This window comes from Flavobacterium sp., from assembly GCF_036759525.1.
GTDB lineage: Bacteria > Bacteroidota > Bacteroidia > Flavobacteriales > Flavobacteriaceae > Flavobacterium.
In genome coordinates this window covers 21,502-39,422 of record NZ_DAIOUN010000010.1, presented here as the reverse complement: position 1 = coordinate 39,422, position 17,921 = coordinate 21,502, and the positions used below count along the sequence as shown (strand labels likewise).

Below are 17,921 nucleotides of genomic sequence, written 5' to 3'. Positions count from 1 at the left end.
GTTTTCAATTAGTTAATACAATCCGGATAAATCAATTCGTTTTCAGGAATGGCTTTTACAACCGTTTTCCCAATGAGGTGGTCTTTTTCACTCCATTTGTACCCGTCACCCGGACTTAACAAATGAAAATGTTCTTCTTTCAAAACGTCTCCGGGCTGCAAAGCCACTTTGGTCGCGATGGATCGCTCCAATTTAACTTTGGCCGAAGCCACCTCTTTTTCAATATAAATATCTTCAACACCCATCCACTTTTCGGCCACACGAATGTCACGAACCATTCGGAACACCCCGTCAGGGCCCAAAGAACCGGCTTGGTCTGTTCCTTTCATATTGCGGTCTATCGTTATGTGCTTTTCTATCACTTGAGCTCCCATTCCCACAGCAACCACCGGAGCCGAAATCCCTATGGTATGATCGGAAAATCCAATAGTGTACTGTCCGTAATGCTTTTGCAAATACGTGATGGTTTTCAAATTCAAATTGTCGGGATGCGTAGGATATTGCGAAACACAATGCAAAATAGAAATGTGGGAATGCGAACGCGTAATCACGTTTAAGGCATCATCCAATTCTTTTTTTCCGGCCATTCCGGTAGATAATATCATCGGAATATGCGTCTCTGCCATAGCTTCCAACAAAGGCAAATTGGTCAAATCCCGACTCGCAACTTTCAAAAAGTCGGGCGTAAACAAACGCAACAACGACAAACAACCCCGAGAGCACAAGGTTTCTACAAAGTCCAAACCGCGACTCTTGGCATAGGTGTAAATTTCAAAATGTTGTTCGTCATTCAACTCCAAAAACTCCCGGTGAGCTCCATAAGTAGCCCCAAAAGAATGCGGAGAATCATAGGGACGATTCATTTGCGTAGCGGTCAATTCTTCTTTCAAATCGCGTTTGGTGAGCTTAACCGCATCCATGGGTCGCAATTGCAAACCAAAATCACTTTCATAAACCGGACGGGAAACCAGTTCCACTATAAGTTTGGCAATATCAACAGAACCGTTGTGATTCTGACCGATTTCACCAATGATATAAACCCCGTTTTCTGTAATGTTCTTCATGTAGAGTGGTATTATTTTTATTTGGTTTGGGCACGAATTTGGGTTTCCATAACCCCCAGATAATCCGGATGGGATTCCAAATAGGTTACCAATTCAGGCAATCCAAAGGAAAAACCGTATTGAGCCACCAAGTCGGCAAAAACCGCAGACAAGGTAGTAAAATCTTCTGGGGTATCCAAGGTCATACGAATATCGGTTCGTCCTTCCAAAAAAGAAGGAACCGGAATAAAATGCAACGCAAAAGTTTCGGGATGTTCATACAAATAATTGGTCACATGCTCGTGATACCAAGCATCTGATGTAGCCGCTTGAACCTGTTGCAAGGCAGCTACAGAAACATACTCGGCCCAAAACCCAAAATGCGTTTTGATAGCCGGTAATCCATTAACCCGAAATCCCATATAATCAACATCGGGATGTTCGGCTACAGTAGCCAATAAAGTATGCAACGAGGCGACATCCAAAAAAGGATTATCGGCACAAATCCGAATCACACGCGTATACTGAAAAGTTTCGGCTGCCGATACAAAACGACCCAATACATCCGACTCAGCTCCCCGAAATACCTGAACGCCATGAGCCAAAGCTACCGTTTCCAATACCGAATTGGAAGGATGCTCCGAAGTAGCCAATACAATAGGTAGGTCAAAATGCGATTGCAACTTCTGTAGAAGTAAAGTCAAAAGTGTCTCCCCTTCGTAAAAAGGCAAGTTCATCTTTTGGGGTAACCGACTCGAACCCATTCGGGCTTGAATCATAAAACACAACCCTGCTGTAGTCTCTGTATACAATGGCATAACATTGGTCCTTGATTGGGTAGCACATTCAGACAGAAGGGCACACCGTCTGATGCGGGAATTTCACGAATTAGGAAATCCTTAACAAATATATTTATTTTTTTTGTGGGCACAACATTTTTCGATAGAATACAATGATTTAATAACATCTCATGAATTTTACTACATAAAAACGGAATACCTAAAAATTTTGCGTAACTTAGGAACTTTAATTACACGCCATGGCTACATACCAATCCAAATTCCGCATCAAAGGAACCCTTGACAATATGGAATTCTACCACCCGTCGGGGGCCAAACCTTCCGTACGTGCGGCTTCAAAAAAAGGAATAACCAAAGCCCAATTTGCCTCCAATCCGGTTTTTGACGAAATAAAAAAACACAACACCGATTTTGGTCAAGCAGTCAAAAAAGCCCGCAGTTTTCGCATGTTGGTCAAACCTCTTTTTGACCGGGCCAAAGACCTCGGATTTGCCGGCAGAGCCAATGCCCTACTCTACGACATCATAGCCAGTGATACCGAAAACGAACGCGGAAAAAAAAGAGCTGAAATCGGATGGCAAAATCCCGAAGTGCATAAATTCCCATTGGGTTTTGAAGGAAATACAACCCGACCGCTAAAAAAAGTGGTACATACAAAGTTTAAATGGGATATTAAAACCCATACGTTAGAAATGGAAATAAACCATCCGGAAACCGATTTCGATTGGCCTGAAAAAGCCACACACCTCCACCTGGCCATTGCCGTATCCGATTGGAACTTGGCTGCAGGCAGTTGGGAAACCTGTTACAGCGAAGAAATTACGATAGAAAAAACAGAAAAACCGCAAAAAATTACCCTTACAGCCGAAAGTCCCGAATCCCAAAACTGGGTCTTTGGTTGGATTTTCATCGGGTTTTCCGAAAAAACCCGCCGTGCCCTAAAACCCCTCAAACGAAGCTACAATACCCTATCCCTCTACAAAGTCTACCCAAAAACTAAAACTAAGGACTATTCACTAAGGACTATTCACTAAGGACTATTCACTAAGGACTATTCACTAAGGACTAAGAACTAAAACTACCCCTCCCGCTCAAAAAGATAATACGAGCGATACCAGCAGTAAAAAGCAGCAACACCCTCAGGCACGGAAACCACAGGTTGGTATCCAAATTCCGATTGCATAGGAGAAACATCGGCCCAAGTAGCTCGAACGTCTCCCGGTTGCATGGGCAAATAGTCCAATTGGGCTTTTTTACCGGTTGCGTTTTCAATGGCTTGGATAAATTCCAATAACGGGATAGGCTTACTATTGCCTAAATTGTATAGGGCATACGGAGTGGTATACGTTCCTGCTAATAAGGGTTGCAAAACCAAATCCATACCGGAAATGATATCGGAAATATAAGTGAAATCACGAGACAAATCGCCATGGTTAAACACCGCCAAGGGCTGGCCGTGCTCAATGGCATCTACAAAAAGATGCATTGCCATATCGGGACGACCCCAGGGACCGTAAACGGTAAAAAAGCGAAAACCTACCGTTTGAATTCCAAACAATTGCGAATAGGTATGGGCCATCAATTCATTGCTGCGTTTGGTAACGGCATACAAACTTATCGGTTGATCAACCGGATCACCCACCGCAAAAGGCACTTTGGCGTTCAATCCATACACACTCGAACTGCTTGCATAAACCAATTTGCGAATCCCATATTGCCTACACCCTTCGAGTACGGTTAAAAAACCGGTTACATTACTGTCTACATAAGTATAGGGTTGCTCCATACAAAATCGCACTCCGGCTTGGGCTGCCAAATGACAAACGGCATCAAAGCGATAATGAGCAAACCATTCCAATACCAACGGTTGATTTTCCAAATCCAAGTGAATGAAATGAAAAGCCGCATGCGAATGCGAAACCGCAACCCGATTGTAGTGCACGGTTTCTTGAGAAATCCCCAATTGAGCCAAGCGATCGTATTTCAATGAAACGGCATAATAGCTACTCAAACTGTCCAAACCTACTACGGTATGCCCTTGTTGCAACAAATGTTCACACAAGTGATACCCTATAAATCCGGCAGCTCCTGTAACTAATACAACCATCTAATCTAAATAATGGGTTTGGTAATAGGTTTGATAACGTCCCGAAGTAACCTGCTCCAACCACTCCGGATGGGTAAGATACCAATCGAGGGTTTCAGCCAATCCTTCTTCGAAGGTAACACTGGGTTGCCATCCCAATTCGGTATGAATCTTAGTGGCGTCAATGGCATAACGCAAATCGTGACCGGGTCGGTCTTTAACAAAAGTAATCAACTGAGCCGAAGTACCGGCAGGTCTTCCCAAACGGGTATCCATCAGTTCGCACAAAAGCCTAACCAAATCGATATTTTTCCATTCGTTAAAACCGCCAATATTATAAGTTTCATGATTGCGTCCTTGGTGAAAAACCAAATCAATGGCCCGAGCATGATCCAACACATAAAGCCAATCCCGGGTGTAAAGTCCGTTACCGTAAATTGGCAAAGGTTTTTGTTGTATAATATTGTGAATACAAAGCGGTATCAATTTTTCGGGAAAATGATTCGGACCGTAATTGTTGGAGCAATTGGTCAATACATACGGCAAGCCATACGTTTCGCCATACGCCCGAACAAAATGATCGGAAGCCGCTTTGGAAGCCGAATACGGAGAATTGGGAGCATAAGGCGTAGTTTCGGTAAACAAACCGGTAGCTCCTAAAGTACCATAAACCTCATCGGTAGAAACATGGTAAAACCGTTTGCCTTCATAAGAGTCTTTCCAAATAGAACGGGCGGCTTGAAGCAAATGAACGGTTCCGTTTACATTGGTGTGCACAAAAGCCATAGGATCGGTAATAGAACGATCTACATGCGATTCGGCAGCCAAATGGATAACTCCGTCAAAACGATGCGTTTCAAACAAGGTCATAACAAAGGAAGCATCGGTAATATCGCCTTTAATAAAGACATAATGGGATGCGGTTTCAATGTCGGATAAATTTTCCAAATTTCCGGCATAGGTCAACGCATCCAAATTGAATATTTGGTAGTTCGGATACTGGGTCACAAAACGACGAACCACATGCGAACCAATAAATCCGGCTCCTCCGGTAATCAAAAGTTTCTTATCAAACGCCATATACAAAGTATAAATTATTTCTTTTAGGATGCAATTAAAAATCCAAACAATTAGAGTCTGCCGTCAGCAGTACTCAAAATGCCTTTTACATCATACAACACACTTGGGTCTTTCAATAGGGCTTTTAAATCCAAAGTTAAAAAAGACGAATGAGCCACACCCAACACCACAGCATCAAAGCGAGAAGTAGGTGCCGTAGCGGTAGAACGAATCCCATACTCGTGTTGAACCTCATCCGGATTCGCCCACGGATCGTAAACCGTTACCGAGATACCGTAATCTTCCAAGGCACGGATAACATCTACAATTTTGGTATTTCGAACATCGGGACAATTTTCTTTAAAGGTTATACCTAACAGCAACAACTGAGCTCCGTTTACGGTTATGCCTTTTTTAATCATCAACTTAACCACTTGAGAAGCCACATACTCGCCCATACTGTCATTCAAACGACGTCCGGCCAAGATAATCTCGGGATGGTAACCCGCTTCTTGGGCTTTTTGGGCTAAATAATAAGGATCAACGCCTATGCAATGACCGCCTACTAATCCGGGTTTGAAAGGCAGGAAATTCCATTTGGTTCCGGCAGCTTCCAAAACCGCGTGGGTATCTATACCCAATAAATTAAAAATTTTAGCCAATTCGTTAACAAAGGCTATATTGATATCGCGTTGCGAATTTTCGATAACTTTGGCGGCTTCGGCTACTTTAATGGTGGGTGCCAAATGCGTCCCGGCCGTAATAACCGATTGGTACAAAGCATTCACTTTTTCACCAATTTCGGGCGTAGAACCCGCGGTTACTTTCAAAATCTTTTCTACAGTATGTTCTTTGTCCCCGGGATTGATTCGCTCGGGAGAATAGCCGGCAAAAAAGTCTTGGTTAAAACGAAGTCCACTCACCCGCTCCAATACCGGTACACACTCTTCTTCGGTTACACCGGGATATACCGTAGATTCATAGATTACGATATCACCTTTTTTCAATACTTTTCCCACGGTTTCACTCGATTTGTAAAGGGGAGTCAAATCGGGGCGGTTGTTTTTGTCCACCGGAGTAGGAACGGTAACCACATAATACGTACAGCCACGCAAAACTTCCAAATCGGTGGTACAGTACAATCCATTCCCTTCCAAAGGCGTGGTGGTCAATACCGACTGCAACAAATCGTTGGATACTTCCAAGGTGGCATCAACTCCCGAGTTCAACTCGGCTACGCGTTTGGCATTAATATCAAAACCAATAACCGGATATTGGGTAGCAAATAAACGTGCCAGTGGCAATCCCACATAACCCAATCCGATAACTCCAATTCGTATAGACATAATCAATAAGTTTAAGACCCAATGGCCTGGTATTTAAATCCGATAGTTTCCAAGGCTTTTTTATCCAACAAATTACGTCCGTCAAATACAAAAGCAGGTTTATTCATTTTGTCGTAAATCTGTTGCCAATCGTAGCTTCTAAATTCGTCCCATTCGGTCAAAACCGCTATAGCATGAGCACCTTCACAAGCCGCATACGGGTTGTCATAAGCCGTAACCATACGCTCATTTTCAGCATCGGAACGGGATTGCAAATAATTCAAATCAGAAAGCATTTGTTCGTGCGACACCTTGGGGTCGTATACAGCCAACTGAGCTTGTTCAAAGAGCAAATCATTGGCCACATAAATAGCTGCCGATTCGCGGGTATCATTGGTATCTTTTTTGAAAGCCCAACCCAAAAAGGCAATTTTTTTATCCGCTACCGTATTGTATAGAGTAGAAACGATATTTTTAGAAAAACGGCGTTTTTGATGGTCGTTCATCAAAATAACTTGCTCCCAATAGTCGGCTACTTCCTGCAAACCATACGACTTGGCAATGTAAACCAAATTGAGAATGTCTTTTTGAAAACAAGAACCGCCAAATCCCACCGACGATTTTAAGAATTTAGGTCCAATACGGCTGTCCATCCCGATAGCTCGGGCTACTTCGTTTACATTGGCACCGGTTTTTTCACACAACTCCGAAATCGCATTGATAGACGAAACCCGTTGTGCCAAGAAAGCATTGGCTACCAATTTAGACAATTCGGAAGACCACACATTGGTGGTCAAAATGCGATCCTTGGGAACCCACTGAGCATATACCGAAACCAAAGCCTCTATAGCTTTTTGTCCTTCGGGAGTGGTATCGCCTCCAATCAAAACCCGATCGGGTTGCAACAAATCGGCCACAGCGGTACCTTCGGCCAAAAACTCCGGATTGGATAAAATTTGAAACTTAACGCCGTTACCGGTATTGTGCAAAATACTTTGGATAGCTTCGGCGGTACGTACCGGCAAGGTAGATTTTTCAACTACAATCTTATCGGTTTTTGAAACTCGGGCAATCTGACGGGCACACAACTCAATATATTTCAAATCGGCTGCCTGTCCTCTACCCGTTCCATAGGTTTTGGTTGGGGTATTCACAGAGATGAAAATCATATCTGCATCGGCTATAGCCTGATCTACATCGGTAGAAAAAAACAAGTTTCGCCCACGAGCCTCCTGAACCACTTCACTCAACCCGGGTTCATAAATTGGAATGTTCTCCGAATTCGGATCATTCCACAAAGCAATTCGTTTGGCATTCAAATCTACAACGGTTACCTGAATATGCGGACATTTCTGAGCAATAACTGCCATGGTAGGTCCTCCTACATATCCGGCTCCGATGCAACAAATCTTGGTAATATTCATCTGTTTTTATTTATTTCTTTAATTGAGGTAAATGATTCCAATACCAAGCAACGGCCTCTTTCAACCCTTGGGCAAAAGAAAACTGAGGTTGGTACCCCAACAAACGTTGGGCTTTTTCGATACTGGCCAACGAGTGCGGGATATCGCCTGCACGTGGAGGTCCGTAAACCACCGGAATTTGGGCTATTACCGGATCGTATTCGGCCAAATAGGTTCGCAACAAATACACCATATCCTGCAACGTCGTCCGATCGCCATAAGCCGTATTGTAAACGGTATTTACCGCTTCGGGACGCGTAGTTTGCAAAGCCAAAGCATTCATTTGAACCACATTGTCTATATAGGTAAAGTCACGCGAAAATTGACCGTCACCATTAATCACCGGACTCTCGTGATTCATAAACTGCATTACAAATTTAGGAATTACGGCAGCGTAAGCCCCGGCAGGGTCTTGCCTTCTTCCAAAAACATTAAAATACCGCAACCCTATAGTTTCCATTCCATAGGTAGTACTAAAAATTCCGGCATACAACTCGTTCACATACTTAGTAATAGCATAAGGAGAAAGCGGTTTCCCTATTACCTCCTCTACTTTAGGCAATGCCTCCGAATCCCCATAGGTTGAAGAACTGGCTGCGTATACAAAACGTTTCACACCGGCATCACGAGAAGCCACCAACATATTTAAAAACCCCGATACATTAACTTCATTACTGGTAACAGGATCTTGTATAGATCGCGGCACCGAACCCAACGCCGCTTGATGCAACACATAGGTAACCCCCTGAACCGCCCTTTCACAAGTAGCCTTATCCCGAATATCCCCTTCTATCAATTCAAATCTTGGATTTTCCAGAAAAGGAGTAATATTCTTCCGAAAACCGGTAGCAAAATTATCCAAACACACCACAGCATACCCTTGGGTTAAAAAGTAGTCACACAAATTTGACCCAATAAATCCGGCACCTCCGGTAATAAGTATCTTTATATTTGAATTGTCTTGCATTACTTTTTAAATAGTTTTCGTTTCAACTTTTGAAAGAACCCTTTGGGAGCATCATCTTCGGCATACCCATAGGAATTATTAGCATAAATATAGCCGTATCCATAGCCATAACCATAGCCATAGCCATAGCCATACTTAGCTTTATTTTGATATCCGTTGAATACAATACTAACATTCTTTAATTCCCCTCTTTGGTATCGGTTATTAAGTAAACTCACCATGTCTTTCTTGGTGTAATTTTGTCTCATAATGTACAAAGTTACATCGGCATAATTTACCAATTCAATGGCATCGGCAACCAAACCAACCGGTGGTGTATCCAAAATAATATAATCGTAACGTTCTTTGAGTTCCTTCATGAACTTATCCATTAAATCTCCAATAAGTAATTCTGAAGGATTAGGAGGAATAGGACCGGATGTTATTACATCTAAGTAAGGGATGTGTGTTTTTTGAACCACCTCATCCAGATTTTTCTGTCCGATGAGATAATTTACAGCTCCAATATCATTTTTGATATCAAAATCATCAAAAATACGTGGCTTACGTAAATCGAGACCTACAATAACTGTTTTCTTTTCACTCATTGCAAAAACCGTTGCAATATTGATAGAACAGAAAGTTTTCCCTTCACCACTAATGGAAGAGGTTAACATAATGGTTTTGGAGCCTTCTATTTTTTGCTTTTTGTACATAAACTGCAATGAAGAACGAATGGCTCTAAACGATTCAGCTAAAGCAGACTTTGGTTTTTCATAAACTGAAATATTCGACTTGGTTTGTTTAATCCCTACTACCCCAATTAAAGGTAATGTGGTGAGTTTTGCAATTTCATCGGTATTGAGAATGGCATTCTCTAGGAAGAAAATTCCGAAAATGGTTAGTAAAGGAAGAATCAATCCCAGTAAAAAAGCAATGATGTAATTGACACCGGTATTTGGACCAATTTGACCACCACCAATATCCTTGGCAGTATCAATAAAATTAATATCGGCTAAGTTTGCAGCTTTAACAATATTGGCTTCGTTACGTTTTTCTAAGAAACTGGTGAAAATAACATTATTCAAATTGTATTTTCGGTTCACTTTGATTAACTCCTGTTGATCTTCAGGCAGTTTACTTATAGTGGCTTCAGCTTGAGAAATTCGGGAATTTACAATCCCTAAATCGTAATCTAAAATATTCTTGGCTGCTGCTATATTTTCTAGAATTACCTTTTTAAGAGATTCAATTTCGTTATCCAAATCTCGAAACATTTTTTCATTCTTAATGGTGTAGGCCATTTCCGAACGTTGGGTAGACAAATTGATTAATTTGGTAACATTTTGAATGATATTTGGATCTTCTATTCCAGCTACAGAAGGTGCAGGCAGTTTAGAAAAATCGATACTTTTGGTTAAATAGGATTTTAAAGAATTGTAATACGCAATTTTTCGGGTTATGGCATCTTTTTCTACTTCATATTGAAGGAGTTTTGTAGAAATTTGATTACCTCCGCTTTCAATTTGATATATATTTTTACCGCGACTAAAATCTTTAATCTCCTTTTCATTGTCTTTCAATTGCTTATCCATTGCCAAAAGGGTGCTATCTATAAATGCAATAGTGTTTGTAGCAAATTGATTTTTTCGATCTAATTGTTCTTTGATTAATACTTTTACCGTATTGTTAAGGTAATCTACCAAACGGGCTTTATTGGTTCCCTCTAATGAAAGTTTAATCAAAGACGGCGTTTTGGGCTCTACATCGGCTTTAATTTTACGGTACTTAACCACCGTTTCATCAAAACTGTTGAACTTTATAAAATACTGATTTCCGGTGTAAAATCCGGGATTTTTGGTGAGTACTAAATGAAAATTTAGGAAAGGTAAGTTAACTTGTTGGCCAATTTGAAATCGTTTTTTAAAAATCCCTTCACGAACGGAAGTACTCGATTCTTGATTGGTTTCGTAATTAATTAAACCGGCACTGTTTTCCTCAAAATTCACTGAAATTTCGTATTCTTTTTCCGAAACAAATTGAATCCCAATAATTTTTTTAATTAATTGATCTTTGGTTCGATCTAATTTTACGACAAAAGGAACTTTGCCGTAAACATCTTTCATGTAGTATTTATCTTTTTGCAGGTAATCAATAAAATAATCCAGTCTATTCACTACTACTTCATTGTGTGACCGAGACTTTATTTTTGAAGCCACCCCTTGTACTTGATCGGATGTTCCTCCCCAATTGAAAACCAAACTGGTATTGGAAGTAAAAAACGGATTGTTTTCTTCTTTAATAACAATGGTGGTATCCATGGCATAAATTTTCTCTTTGCGAACATTTACATTGTAAGCCACCAAAAAGGCTACTATCCAACTGACAACAAACCACCGCCAATAACTTCCGGTTTTAATCAAAAAGCCTTTAAAATCAAACTTATTTTGATTTTCATTTGCTAAAAAATCTTGAGAATCGAGCATGTTGTTTCTTGTTTATCGCTGAATCAAAATTATAAGTGTTGTTACCAATGAAAGTACTGAAATTATGGTGGCTAAAGACTGTAGTCCTGTAGTTCCCGTACCCCAAGATTTCTCTTTGAGCGGATTTACCAATATGTAATCATTGGGTTGTAAATAAAAATAAGGAGAGGACAACACATCCCGAGATGTTAAATCAACCGTATGCATTTCGATACCATGAGGATATTGTCTAACTATAACCACATTTTTACGATCTCCGGTCACCGTTATATCACCGGCATTGGCCACCGCATCTAGTATACTTACCCGCTCTACATACAAAACTTTAGATCCCGGAGAGGCAACTTCACCATTAATAGTATAACGAAGACCAGCTAAGCGAACACTCACAAACAAATTGGCTTCTTTTTTGAAATATTCGTCCAATAATTTTTGCTCAATATTTAATCGAACCTCATCCAAGGTATAACCCAAAACATTAACTTCGCCCAAAACCGGTATCCGTATATTGCCATGATCATTAACCGAAAAACCTTCAAAATACAAAGCTTGTTCAGACTGAACCCTTTGCGTATTTGAGTTGGTTGGTGTAAACATTTCGGAAAGTGTGGGATCAATCGTTTTTATATTTACGATTAAAACATCATTAGCCTGAATGCGATAGGGTTTTTTGTTAACCTCAGAAATTACGGGTTTGTTCGTACTTGAATCTTTATCTTGCAGATAAATCAAATCTTTAGTAGGAACACAAGATGCTACCAAAATACCCAGGAAAAGCAACCCGTAAAATGCAATTTTATTCATTTAAAAAAATTTTAGCAAACAAAGATAGTTTTTCAAATGTAATTTCAAAAAAGAATGCGTTTAATTAATTGCTCTTCATGGTATTTTCAAAAGGAATACGATTTACAATACTTCGACCCAAGGTAACTTCGTCTGCATATTCCAATTCATCTCCTACAGAAATTCCACGAGCAATAGTAGACGTTTTAACGGGCAAATCTTTAATCTGACGGTAAATATAAAAATTAGTTGTATCGCCCTCTATTGTTGAGCTTAAAGCAAATATTACTTCGCGAATAGCTCCTGTTTTTACTTTATCTACCAGGGTTGAGATATGCAATTGACCGGGACCTATACCGTCTATGGGAGAAATTTTACCACCTAAAACATGGTATTTTCCTTTAAATTGATTGGTACTTTCTATGGCCATCACATCCCGAATGTCTTCTACTACACATAACAATCCACCATCTCTGTTGTTGTTGGCACAAATTTCACAAAGTGTTGTATCTGAAATGTTATGACATTGAGAACAAAACTTTATATCTTCCCGCATGTTTTGTAGTGCCTGAGTTAAATAGATTGTTTGTTCTTTGGGTTGTTTCAACAAATGCAAGACCAATCGCAATGCCGTACGTTTTCCTATACCCGGTAATTGTGACACTTCTTGTACCGCTTTTTCTAATAATTTTGACGCAAATTCCATAAGGTCAAATTTACTGTTTTGAAATCAAAACACACAAAAAATAAAAAAGAAAGAATACGTTTTTTTAACGCGATAAAAGAACTCCGTTTTTACCTTGTAATTAAATCACTTTTTGTATTTTGCCCCTTAAAAAAAATTAGATGCAACCCTTTCACATACTCCTATTAATTCTCTGTTATTTTGCTGTTTTGATCCTTTTCTCGAACGTTATCAGTAAAAAAGACGAAGGCAATGAAGCTTTTTTTAAAGCCAATAAAAATTCGCCTTGGTATTTGGTTGCCTTTGGGATGATTGGAGCTTCATTATCAGGCGTTACCTTTATTTCGGTCCCGGGTAAAGTTGAAGCTTCTCAATTTGTTTACTTCCAACTGGTTTTAGGATATATCGTTGGATACTTAGTCATAGGTACCGTTTTATTACCCTTGTATTACCGTTTAAATCTGACTTCAATTTACACGTATTTGGGAGATCGTTTTGGGCGAAATGCATACAAAACCGGAGCTTGGTTTTTTATTATCTCAAGAACGGTTGGGTCTAATTTGCGTCTAATGTTGGTGGCCGATGTACTTCAAACTCTGGTTTTTGACAAATTGAATGTTCCGTATGCCCTTACGGTAACGGCAACTATAGCTTTAATTTGGGTATATACCAACAAATCCGGTATAAAAACCATACTATGGACAGACACTTTGCAAACTCTTTTTATGCTAATAGCCGTTGTGGTTTGTATTGTTACGGTTTCTCAAGATTTAGGATTAAATATCAACACGATTTCGGGATTTATTGCCGAAAGTGAGTTTTCAAAAACCTTCTTTTTTGACGAGGTGAGTTCACCAAATTATTTTTGGAAACAATTCCTTTCCGGTGCTTTTATAGCCATAGTAATGACCGGACTCGACCAAGATATGATGCAAAAAAATCTCACCTGCCGCAGTTTAAAAGATGCACAAAAAAATATGTTTTGGTTTACTATTGTACTCACTTTTGTAAATTTTCTTTTCTTGATTATGGGGTTGTTGTTTACTGAATATGCTCTAAAATATAACATTGAGGCTCACAAAGATCAATTGTTCCCCATTTTAGCCAATGAATACCTGGGTATAGGTGTAGCTTTCTTTTTCATTTTGGGATTAATTGCAGCCGCCTATTCTAGTGCCGACAGTGCTTTGACATCGCTAACTACTTCATTTAGCATTGACATATTGGAAATTGAAAAAAAATATGACAAGGTAAAACAAGTAGTTGTAAGAAAACAAATCCATAAAATGTTTGTATTAATTTCTATAGTTGTGATTTTAGGATTCAAATATATTGTAGAAGATGCCAGCATTATTGACAAAGTATTAAAATTTGCCGGATTCACCTATGGCCCTTTATTGGGACTTTACAGTTTTGGACTGTTTACTCAATGGAAAGTAAAAGATAAATGGGTACCCATTGTTGCCATTTTTGCTGTCATTTCATCTGTTATTCTCAACCTGAATAGCAAGGCTTGGTTTGGATTTGAATTCGGATTTGAAATCTTAATAGTAAACGGATTGTTAACTTTTATAGGATTGATGCTCATTCGCAAAAGGTAAGACGTAGTTTACAGTTGTAGTTTACAGATAATAGATTACCGACAACTTCTAATACTGATTCGTAGCAAGCAACACCAGTGTACAAGCTACCTCAACTTCTATTCCGTTAATTTTTAATAGGCTATAAAACTCCGGATTTTCGGTTCCGGGATTGAAAATGACACGTTTGGGTTCTAATCGAACGATATAATTGTAATAATCTCGTTGAGCAGTCGGATTTAAATACAACGTAACCGTATCAATATTGGTAAACGGAATTTGCTTAGTTTGAATGGTTACACCACTCACTTCTCCAACTTTTTGTCCAATGGCAACAACCGAATGGCCTTTTTGTAGCAAACTGTTTATGGCCTTAAATGAATACCGTTCGGGATTGGTTGAAGCTCCGATTACCAATGTTTTTTTCATGAAATTTAAATTTCTATAAAAGTACATTTTTTTGAGCAAATGAAAAAATGCCTAAACAAATCTTAAACCTCTATTAAACTGAATTCCAATTCGAGTATTTTCAGGTAATTTTAAATTTAAAAATCGAATTAAACCTTAGACAGATGCTTGTAAACACCTCATACAACGACAAAAAAACAACATCACGTATAAATGAAATTTTAGGGAGACCTTTCAGTATTCTTGAGAATTTCAAATTAAATGGCATTGGTTCTCCTCGTTTAATCATTGTTAAATCCAGCGAGCAAATTCATCAATTGCTTTCGTTAGACCATAACTTGAATTGGTGTAACATCGAATTGCGTCCCAAAGGTATCATCATTGGATTTCGTTCCTTATTAGAAAGTTATTCATTAGTGATTCCGTACTATAAATTGGTAATTTACAAACCGGGAAACTCCTACACCTTTCACATTGACCAACATTACATAACCGTTGACAACTCCATTCCTAATAAAAAATTCTCAAACTTCATGGAGAAACTTATGCGTTTGAAAACTGAAAATTTACCTACAAGTATAGATGAATTATAGTAACTTTGTTTTATTCATTTGGTAACTTTGTTCTAAAAGTGTTACCTTTATTTTGTAAAAAAAACAATGGAATTATTTATCTACATTTTTGCCGCTTTATTTTCTGTGTTAAATCCTTTAGGTGCTGTACCTATATTTGTGGGATTGACACAAGATTATACCAAAGTAGAACGTTCAAGAGTTTCTTTATGGACAGCCATTGATGTGTTTATTATTTTGATTATCTCTTTTTTCATTGGCGAGTATGTGTTAAAATTTTTCGGCATTAGTATAGATGCCCTGCGAATTGCCGGGGGTTTAATTATTGTAAGTTCCGGATTTTCTTTACTCACAGGAAAGTTCAGTAAAACCCGAGGGGTAAATAAAAAAGTTGAAAACGATGCCCAAACTCGCAATCAAATTGCCTTAACTCCCTTAGCCATTCCTATGCTTGCTGGCCCGGGTTCCATTTCATTATTGATTGCTTTTTATCAGGACTACACTCAAATTAGTGAAAAAGTTATTGCTGTTTGTGCTATTTTGGCAGTAGCTATTGTGATCTATTTTGTATTGAAAAGTGCTCATTACTTATCCAGAATTTTGGGAGCTTCGGGCATTGTAGCGATTTCCAGAATTATCGGTTTTATTGTGATTGCTATTGGTGTACAATACATTAGTAGCTCGGTAGTAAATATTTTCAAAACAATTTAACGTTTGTTCAATACCTTTTCTGAGTACCTTTAGAAAAATTAGGAACAATGAAAATACTTCTTACAGGAGCTAATGGCTATGTTGGCAGAAGGCTTTTACCCGAACTTTTAGCTGCCGGGCATGAAATTATATGTTGTGTGAGAGACAAAAATCGTTTGGGATTAGACAAAACAACGTTGGAATCCATTACCATTTGGGAGGTAGATTTTTTAGAAGAGGTGTCTTTCGAAAGTACACCCAAAGCCATTGATGTAGCGTATTACTTAATTCACTCTATGTCGTCTTCCACCCAAGTTTTTGATACAATGGAATCAAAAGCAGCTGAGAATTTTAACCAATACATAAACCATATTGGTGTAAAGCAAGTGGTGTATTTAAGTGGCATTGTAAACAATGATACCCTTTCAAAACATTTACAATCCCGCAAAAATGTAGAAGATATTTTATACCAAGGAAACGATAATGTCACTGTACTTCGTGCCGGAATCATAGTGGGCTCAGGTAGTTCTTCTTTTGAAATCATAAGAGACCTTTGCGAAAAATTGCCCTTTATGATTACCCCAAAATGGGTGCTAACCAAAACACAACCCATCGCCATACGCGATGTAATTCAGTACCTGATGGGCGTGTTACTAAAAGAAGAATGTTACAATGACTCCTTTGATATTGGCGGACCCAACGTTCTCACCTACAAACAAATGATGCAATTGTATGCCAAAACCAGAGGATTCAAAAATTGGATTTATACCGTGCCGGTGATGACCCCAAAATTATCATCCTATTGGTTGTATTTTGTTACCTCTACTTCCTATAAATTAGCTATGAATTTAGTAGATAGCATGAAAATGGAAGTTGTTTGTAAAGACAACCGTTTGCAAAAAATGTTGGGCATCAAACCTATTTCCTATACCGATGCCATCAAATTAGCCTTTATCAAAATCGAACAAAACTTGGTCATTTCAAGCTGGAAAGACAGCTTAGTGAGCAGTGAATTTCAACACAACTTATCTGAATTTATTCAAGTTCCAACTTTTGGCTGTTTAAAAGATGAGCAAAAAATAAAAATTGAAAATCCGGAAAAAGTTCTTGAAAATATTTGGACCATTGGCGGAACCAAAGGCTGGTATTACGGCAACTGGATGTGGCAATTGCGAGGCTTTATCGATAAATTAGTGGGTGGTGTTGGTTTGCGGAGAGGAAGGACCCACCCCACCCATTTGGACAATGGTGATTCACTTGATTTTTGGCGAGTTATCTTAGCCAATAAAGATGAAAAACGCTTGCTTTTATTTGCCGAAATGAAACTTCCGGGTGAAGCTTGGCTTGAATTTAGAATTGATGACCAAAATGTTTTACACCAAATTGCAACTTTTAGACCCAAAGGTATTTTTGGCAGATTGTATTGGTATAGTTTGGTTCCTTTTCATTTTTTTATTTTCAAAGGAATGATCCAAAATATGGCTCGAGGTTAATCGTTAAAAAAAAAAAAGATATTTAAACTTTGTTTTTCAAAGTACTTTATTATATTTGCATCATCAACAATCAAAAAAACAAATCCAATGAAAGCGAATTTTCAAATTTCACCCAATCAAAGACTAACCGTAATTGTTTTAGTAGTAGGTATGATTCTTCTCATCCCAATGGTAGCAATGCAATTTACTGACGAAGTAAACTGGAATACTTTTGATTTTATTGTGGCGGGAATACTATTGTTGGGTACCGGTTTAGCTGTTGAATTTGTGTTGAGAACCATTCGGTCAACCCAAAAACGACTTCTACTCTGTGGTTTTATTTTGTTTGTATTATTTTTAATTTGGGCAGAATTAGCAGTGGGAATTTTTGGTTCACCGTTTGCCGGAAGCTAAAATAAAAGATAAATCAATCCCATCCCAATTACAAAAGCTAAAGGAGCAATACATTGCAGATATACCGGCTTTAATTTATTAGCAAACCCCAACGAAAGTTGATGGTGTG

General features: G+C 38.8%; 17 protein-coding genes. 6 read left to right on the top strand and 11 right to left on the bottom strand.

Features of this window, described 5'->3' with window-relative positions:
- Positions 1-8 precede the first annotated feature (8 nt).
- Together V7M80_RS08480 and V7M80_RS08475 are read right to left on the bottom strand one after the other, a co-directional pair.
- Positions 9-1,064, bottom strand: a complete 1,056-nt coding sequence (locus V7M80_RS08480) for an N-acetylneuraminate synthase family protein (protein WP_333695450.1) — start codon at positions 1,062-1,064, stop codon at positions 9-11.
- Between the two features lie 17 nt (positions 1,065-1,081).
- Complete coding sequence (locus V7M80_RS08475) at positions 1,082-1,861, bottom strand: cytidylyltransferase domain-containing protein (protein WP_333695449.1); 780 nt, start codon at positions 1,859-1,861, stop codon at positions 1,082-1,084.
- Positions 1,862-2,082: 221 nt separating this feature from the next.
- Between V7M80_RS08475 and V7M80_RS08470 the strand changes: the two genes are divergently transcribed.
- Positions 2,083-2,877, top strand: coding sequence for a hypothetical protein (locus tag V7M80_RS08470; protein WP_333695448.1), 795 nt, complete (start codon positions 2,083-2,085; stop codon positions 2,875-2,877).
- Positions 2,878-2,921: 44 nt separating this feature from the next.
- Here the strand turns inward: V7M80_RS08470 and V7M80_RS08465 are convergent, their stop codons facing one another.
- The 8 genes from V7M80_RS08465 to recR all read right to left on the bottom strand — a co-directional run bounded on the left by V7M80_RS08465 (position 2,922) and on the right by recR (position 12,697).
- Positions 2,922-3,950: an NAD-dependent epimerase/dehydratase family protein gene (locus tag V7M80_RS08465; protein WP_333695447.1), complete on the bottom strand. Its 1,029-nt coding sequence runs from the start codon at positions 3,948-3,950 to the stop codon at positions 2,922-2,924.
- Entirely contained in the window at positions 3,951-5,009 is a 1,059-nt protein-coding gene (gene rfbB / locus V7M80_RS08460) for a dTDP-glucose 4,6-dehydratase (RefSeq protein ID WP_333695446.1), read from the bottom strand.
- Between the two features lie 50 nt (positions 5,010-5,059).
- Entirely contained in the window at positions 5,060-6,334 is a 1,275-nt protein-coding gene (locus V7M80_RS08455) for a nucleotide sugar dehydrogenase (protein ID WP_333695445.1), read from the bottom strand.
- An 11-nt stretch (positions 6,335-6,345) separates the two neighbouring features.
- On the bottom strand, positions 6,346-7,737 hold the full coding sequence (locus V7M80_RS08450; RefSeq protein ID WP_333695444.1) for a UDP-glucose 6-dehydrogenase: 1,392 nt from the start codon (positions 7,735-7,737) through the stop codon (positions 6,346-6,348).
- A 10-nt stretch (positions 7,738-7,747) separates the two neighbouring features.
- Positions 7,748-8,743: an SDR family oxidoreductase gene (locus tag V7M80_RS08445; protein WP_333695443.1), complete on the bottom strand. Its 996-nt coding sequence runs from the start codon at positions 8,741-8,743 to the stop codon at positions 7,748-7,750.
- Positions 8,743-11,208: an exopolysaccharide transport family protein gene (locus V7M80_RS08440; RefSeq protein WP_333695442.1), complete on the bottom strand. Its 2,466-nt coding sequence runs from the start codon at positions 11,206-11,208 to the stop codon at positions 8,743-8,745. Before V7M80_RS08440 ends, V7M80_RS08445 begins: the two co-directional genes overlap by 1 nt.
- A gap of 12 nt (positions 11,209-11,220) precedes the next feature.
- A complete protein-coding gene (locus tag V7M80_RS08435; RefSeq protein WP_333695440.1) occupies positions 11,221-12,012 on the bottom strand; it encodes a polysaccharide biosynthesis/export family protein in 792 nt (263 codons plus the stop codon).
- A gap of 64 nt (positions 12,013-12,076) precedes the next feature.
- Positions 12,077-12,697, bottom strand: a complete 621-nt coding sequence (gene recR, locus V7M80_RS08430) for a recombination mediator RecR (RefSeq protein WP_333695438.1) — start codon at positions 12,695-12,697, stop codon at positions 12,077-12,079.
- Positions 12,698-12,837: 140 nt separating this feature from the next.
- On the opposite strand from recR, the gene V7M80_RS08425 reads away from it, so the two are divergent.
- A complete protein-coding gene (locus V7M80_RS08425) occupies positions 12,838-14,277 on the top strand; it encodes a sodium:solute symporter (protein ID WP_333695436.1) in 1,440 nt (479 codons plus the stop codon).
- A 48-nt stretch (positions 14,278-14,325) separates the two neighbouring features.
- Here V7M80_RS08425 and V7M80_RS08420 read toward each other — a convergent pair whose 3' ends face one another.
- Complete coding sequence (locus V7M80_RS08420; protein ID WP_333695435.1) at positions 14,326-14,685, bottom strand: CoA-binding protein; 360 nt, start codon at positions 14,683-14,685, stop codon at positions 14,326-14,328.
- Between the two features lie 143 nt (positions 14,686-14,828).
- Between V7M80_RS08420 and V7M80_RS08415 the strand changes: the two genes are divergently transcribed.
- The 4 genes from V7M80_RS08415 (at position 14,829) to V7M80_RS08400 (ending at position 17,812) form a co-directional block, all read left to right on the top strand.
- Positions 14,829-15,257, top strand: a complete 429-nt coding sequence (locus V7M80_RS08415; protein WP_333695433.1) for a hypothetical protein — start codon at positions 14,829-14,831, stop codon at positions 15,255-15,257.
- A 66-nt stretch (positions 15,258-15,323) separates the two neighbouring features.
- Positions 15,324-15,947, top strand: a complete 624-nt coding sequence (locus V7M80_RS08410) for a MarC family NAAT transporter (RefSeq protein ID WP_333695432.1) — start codon at positions 15,324-15,326, stop codon at positions 15,945-15,947.
- A 47-nt stretch (positions 15,948-15,994) separates the two neighbouring features.
- Positions 15,995-17,419, top strand: coding sequence for an SDR family oxidoreductase (locus V7M80_RS08405; RefSeq protein ID WP_333695430.1), 1,425 nt, complete (start codon positions 15,995-15,997; stop codon positions 17,417-17,419).
- Positions 17,420-17,506: 87 nt separating this feature from the next.
- Complete coding sequence (locus tag V7M80_RS08400; protein WP_333695429.1) at positions 17,507-17,812, top strand: hypothetical protein; 306 nt, start codon at positions 17,507-17,509, stop codon at positions 17,810-17,812.
- Positions 17,813-17,921 lie beyond the last annotated feature (109 nt).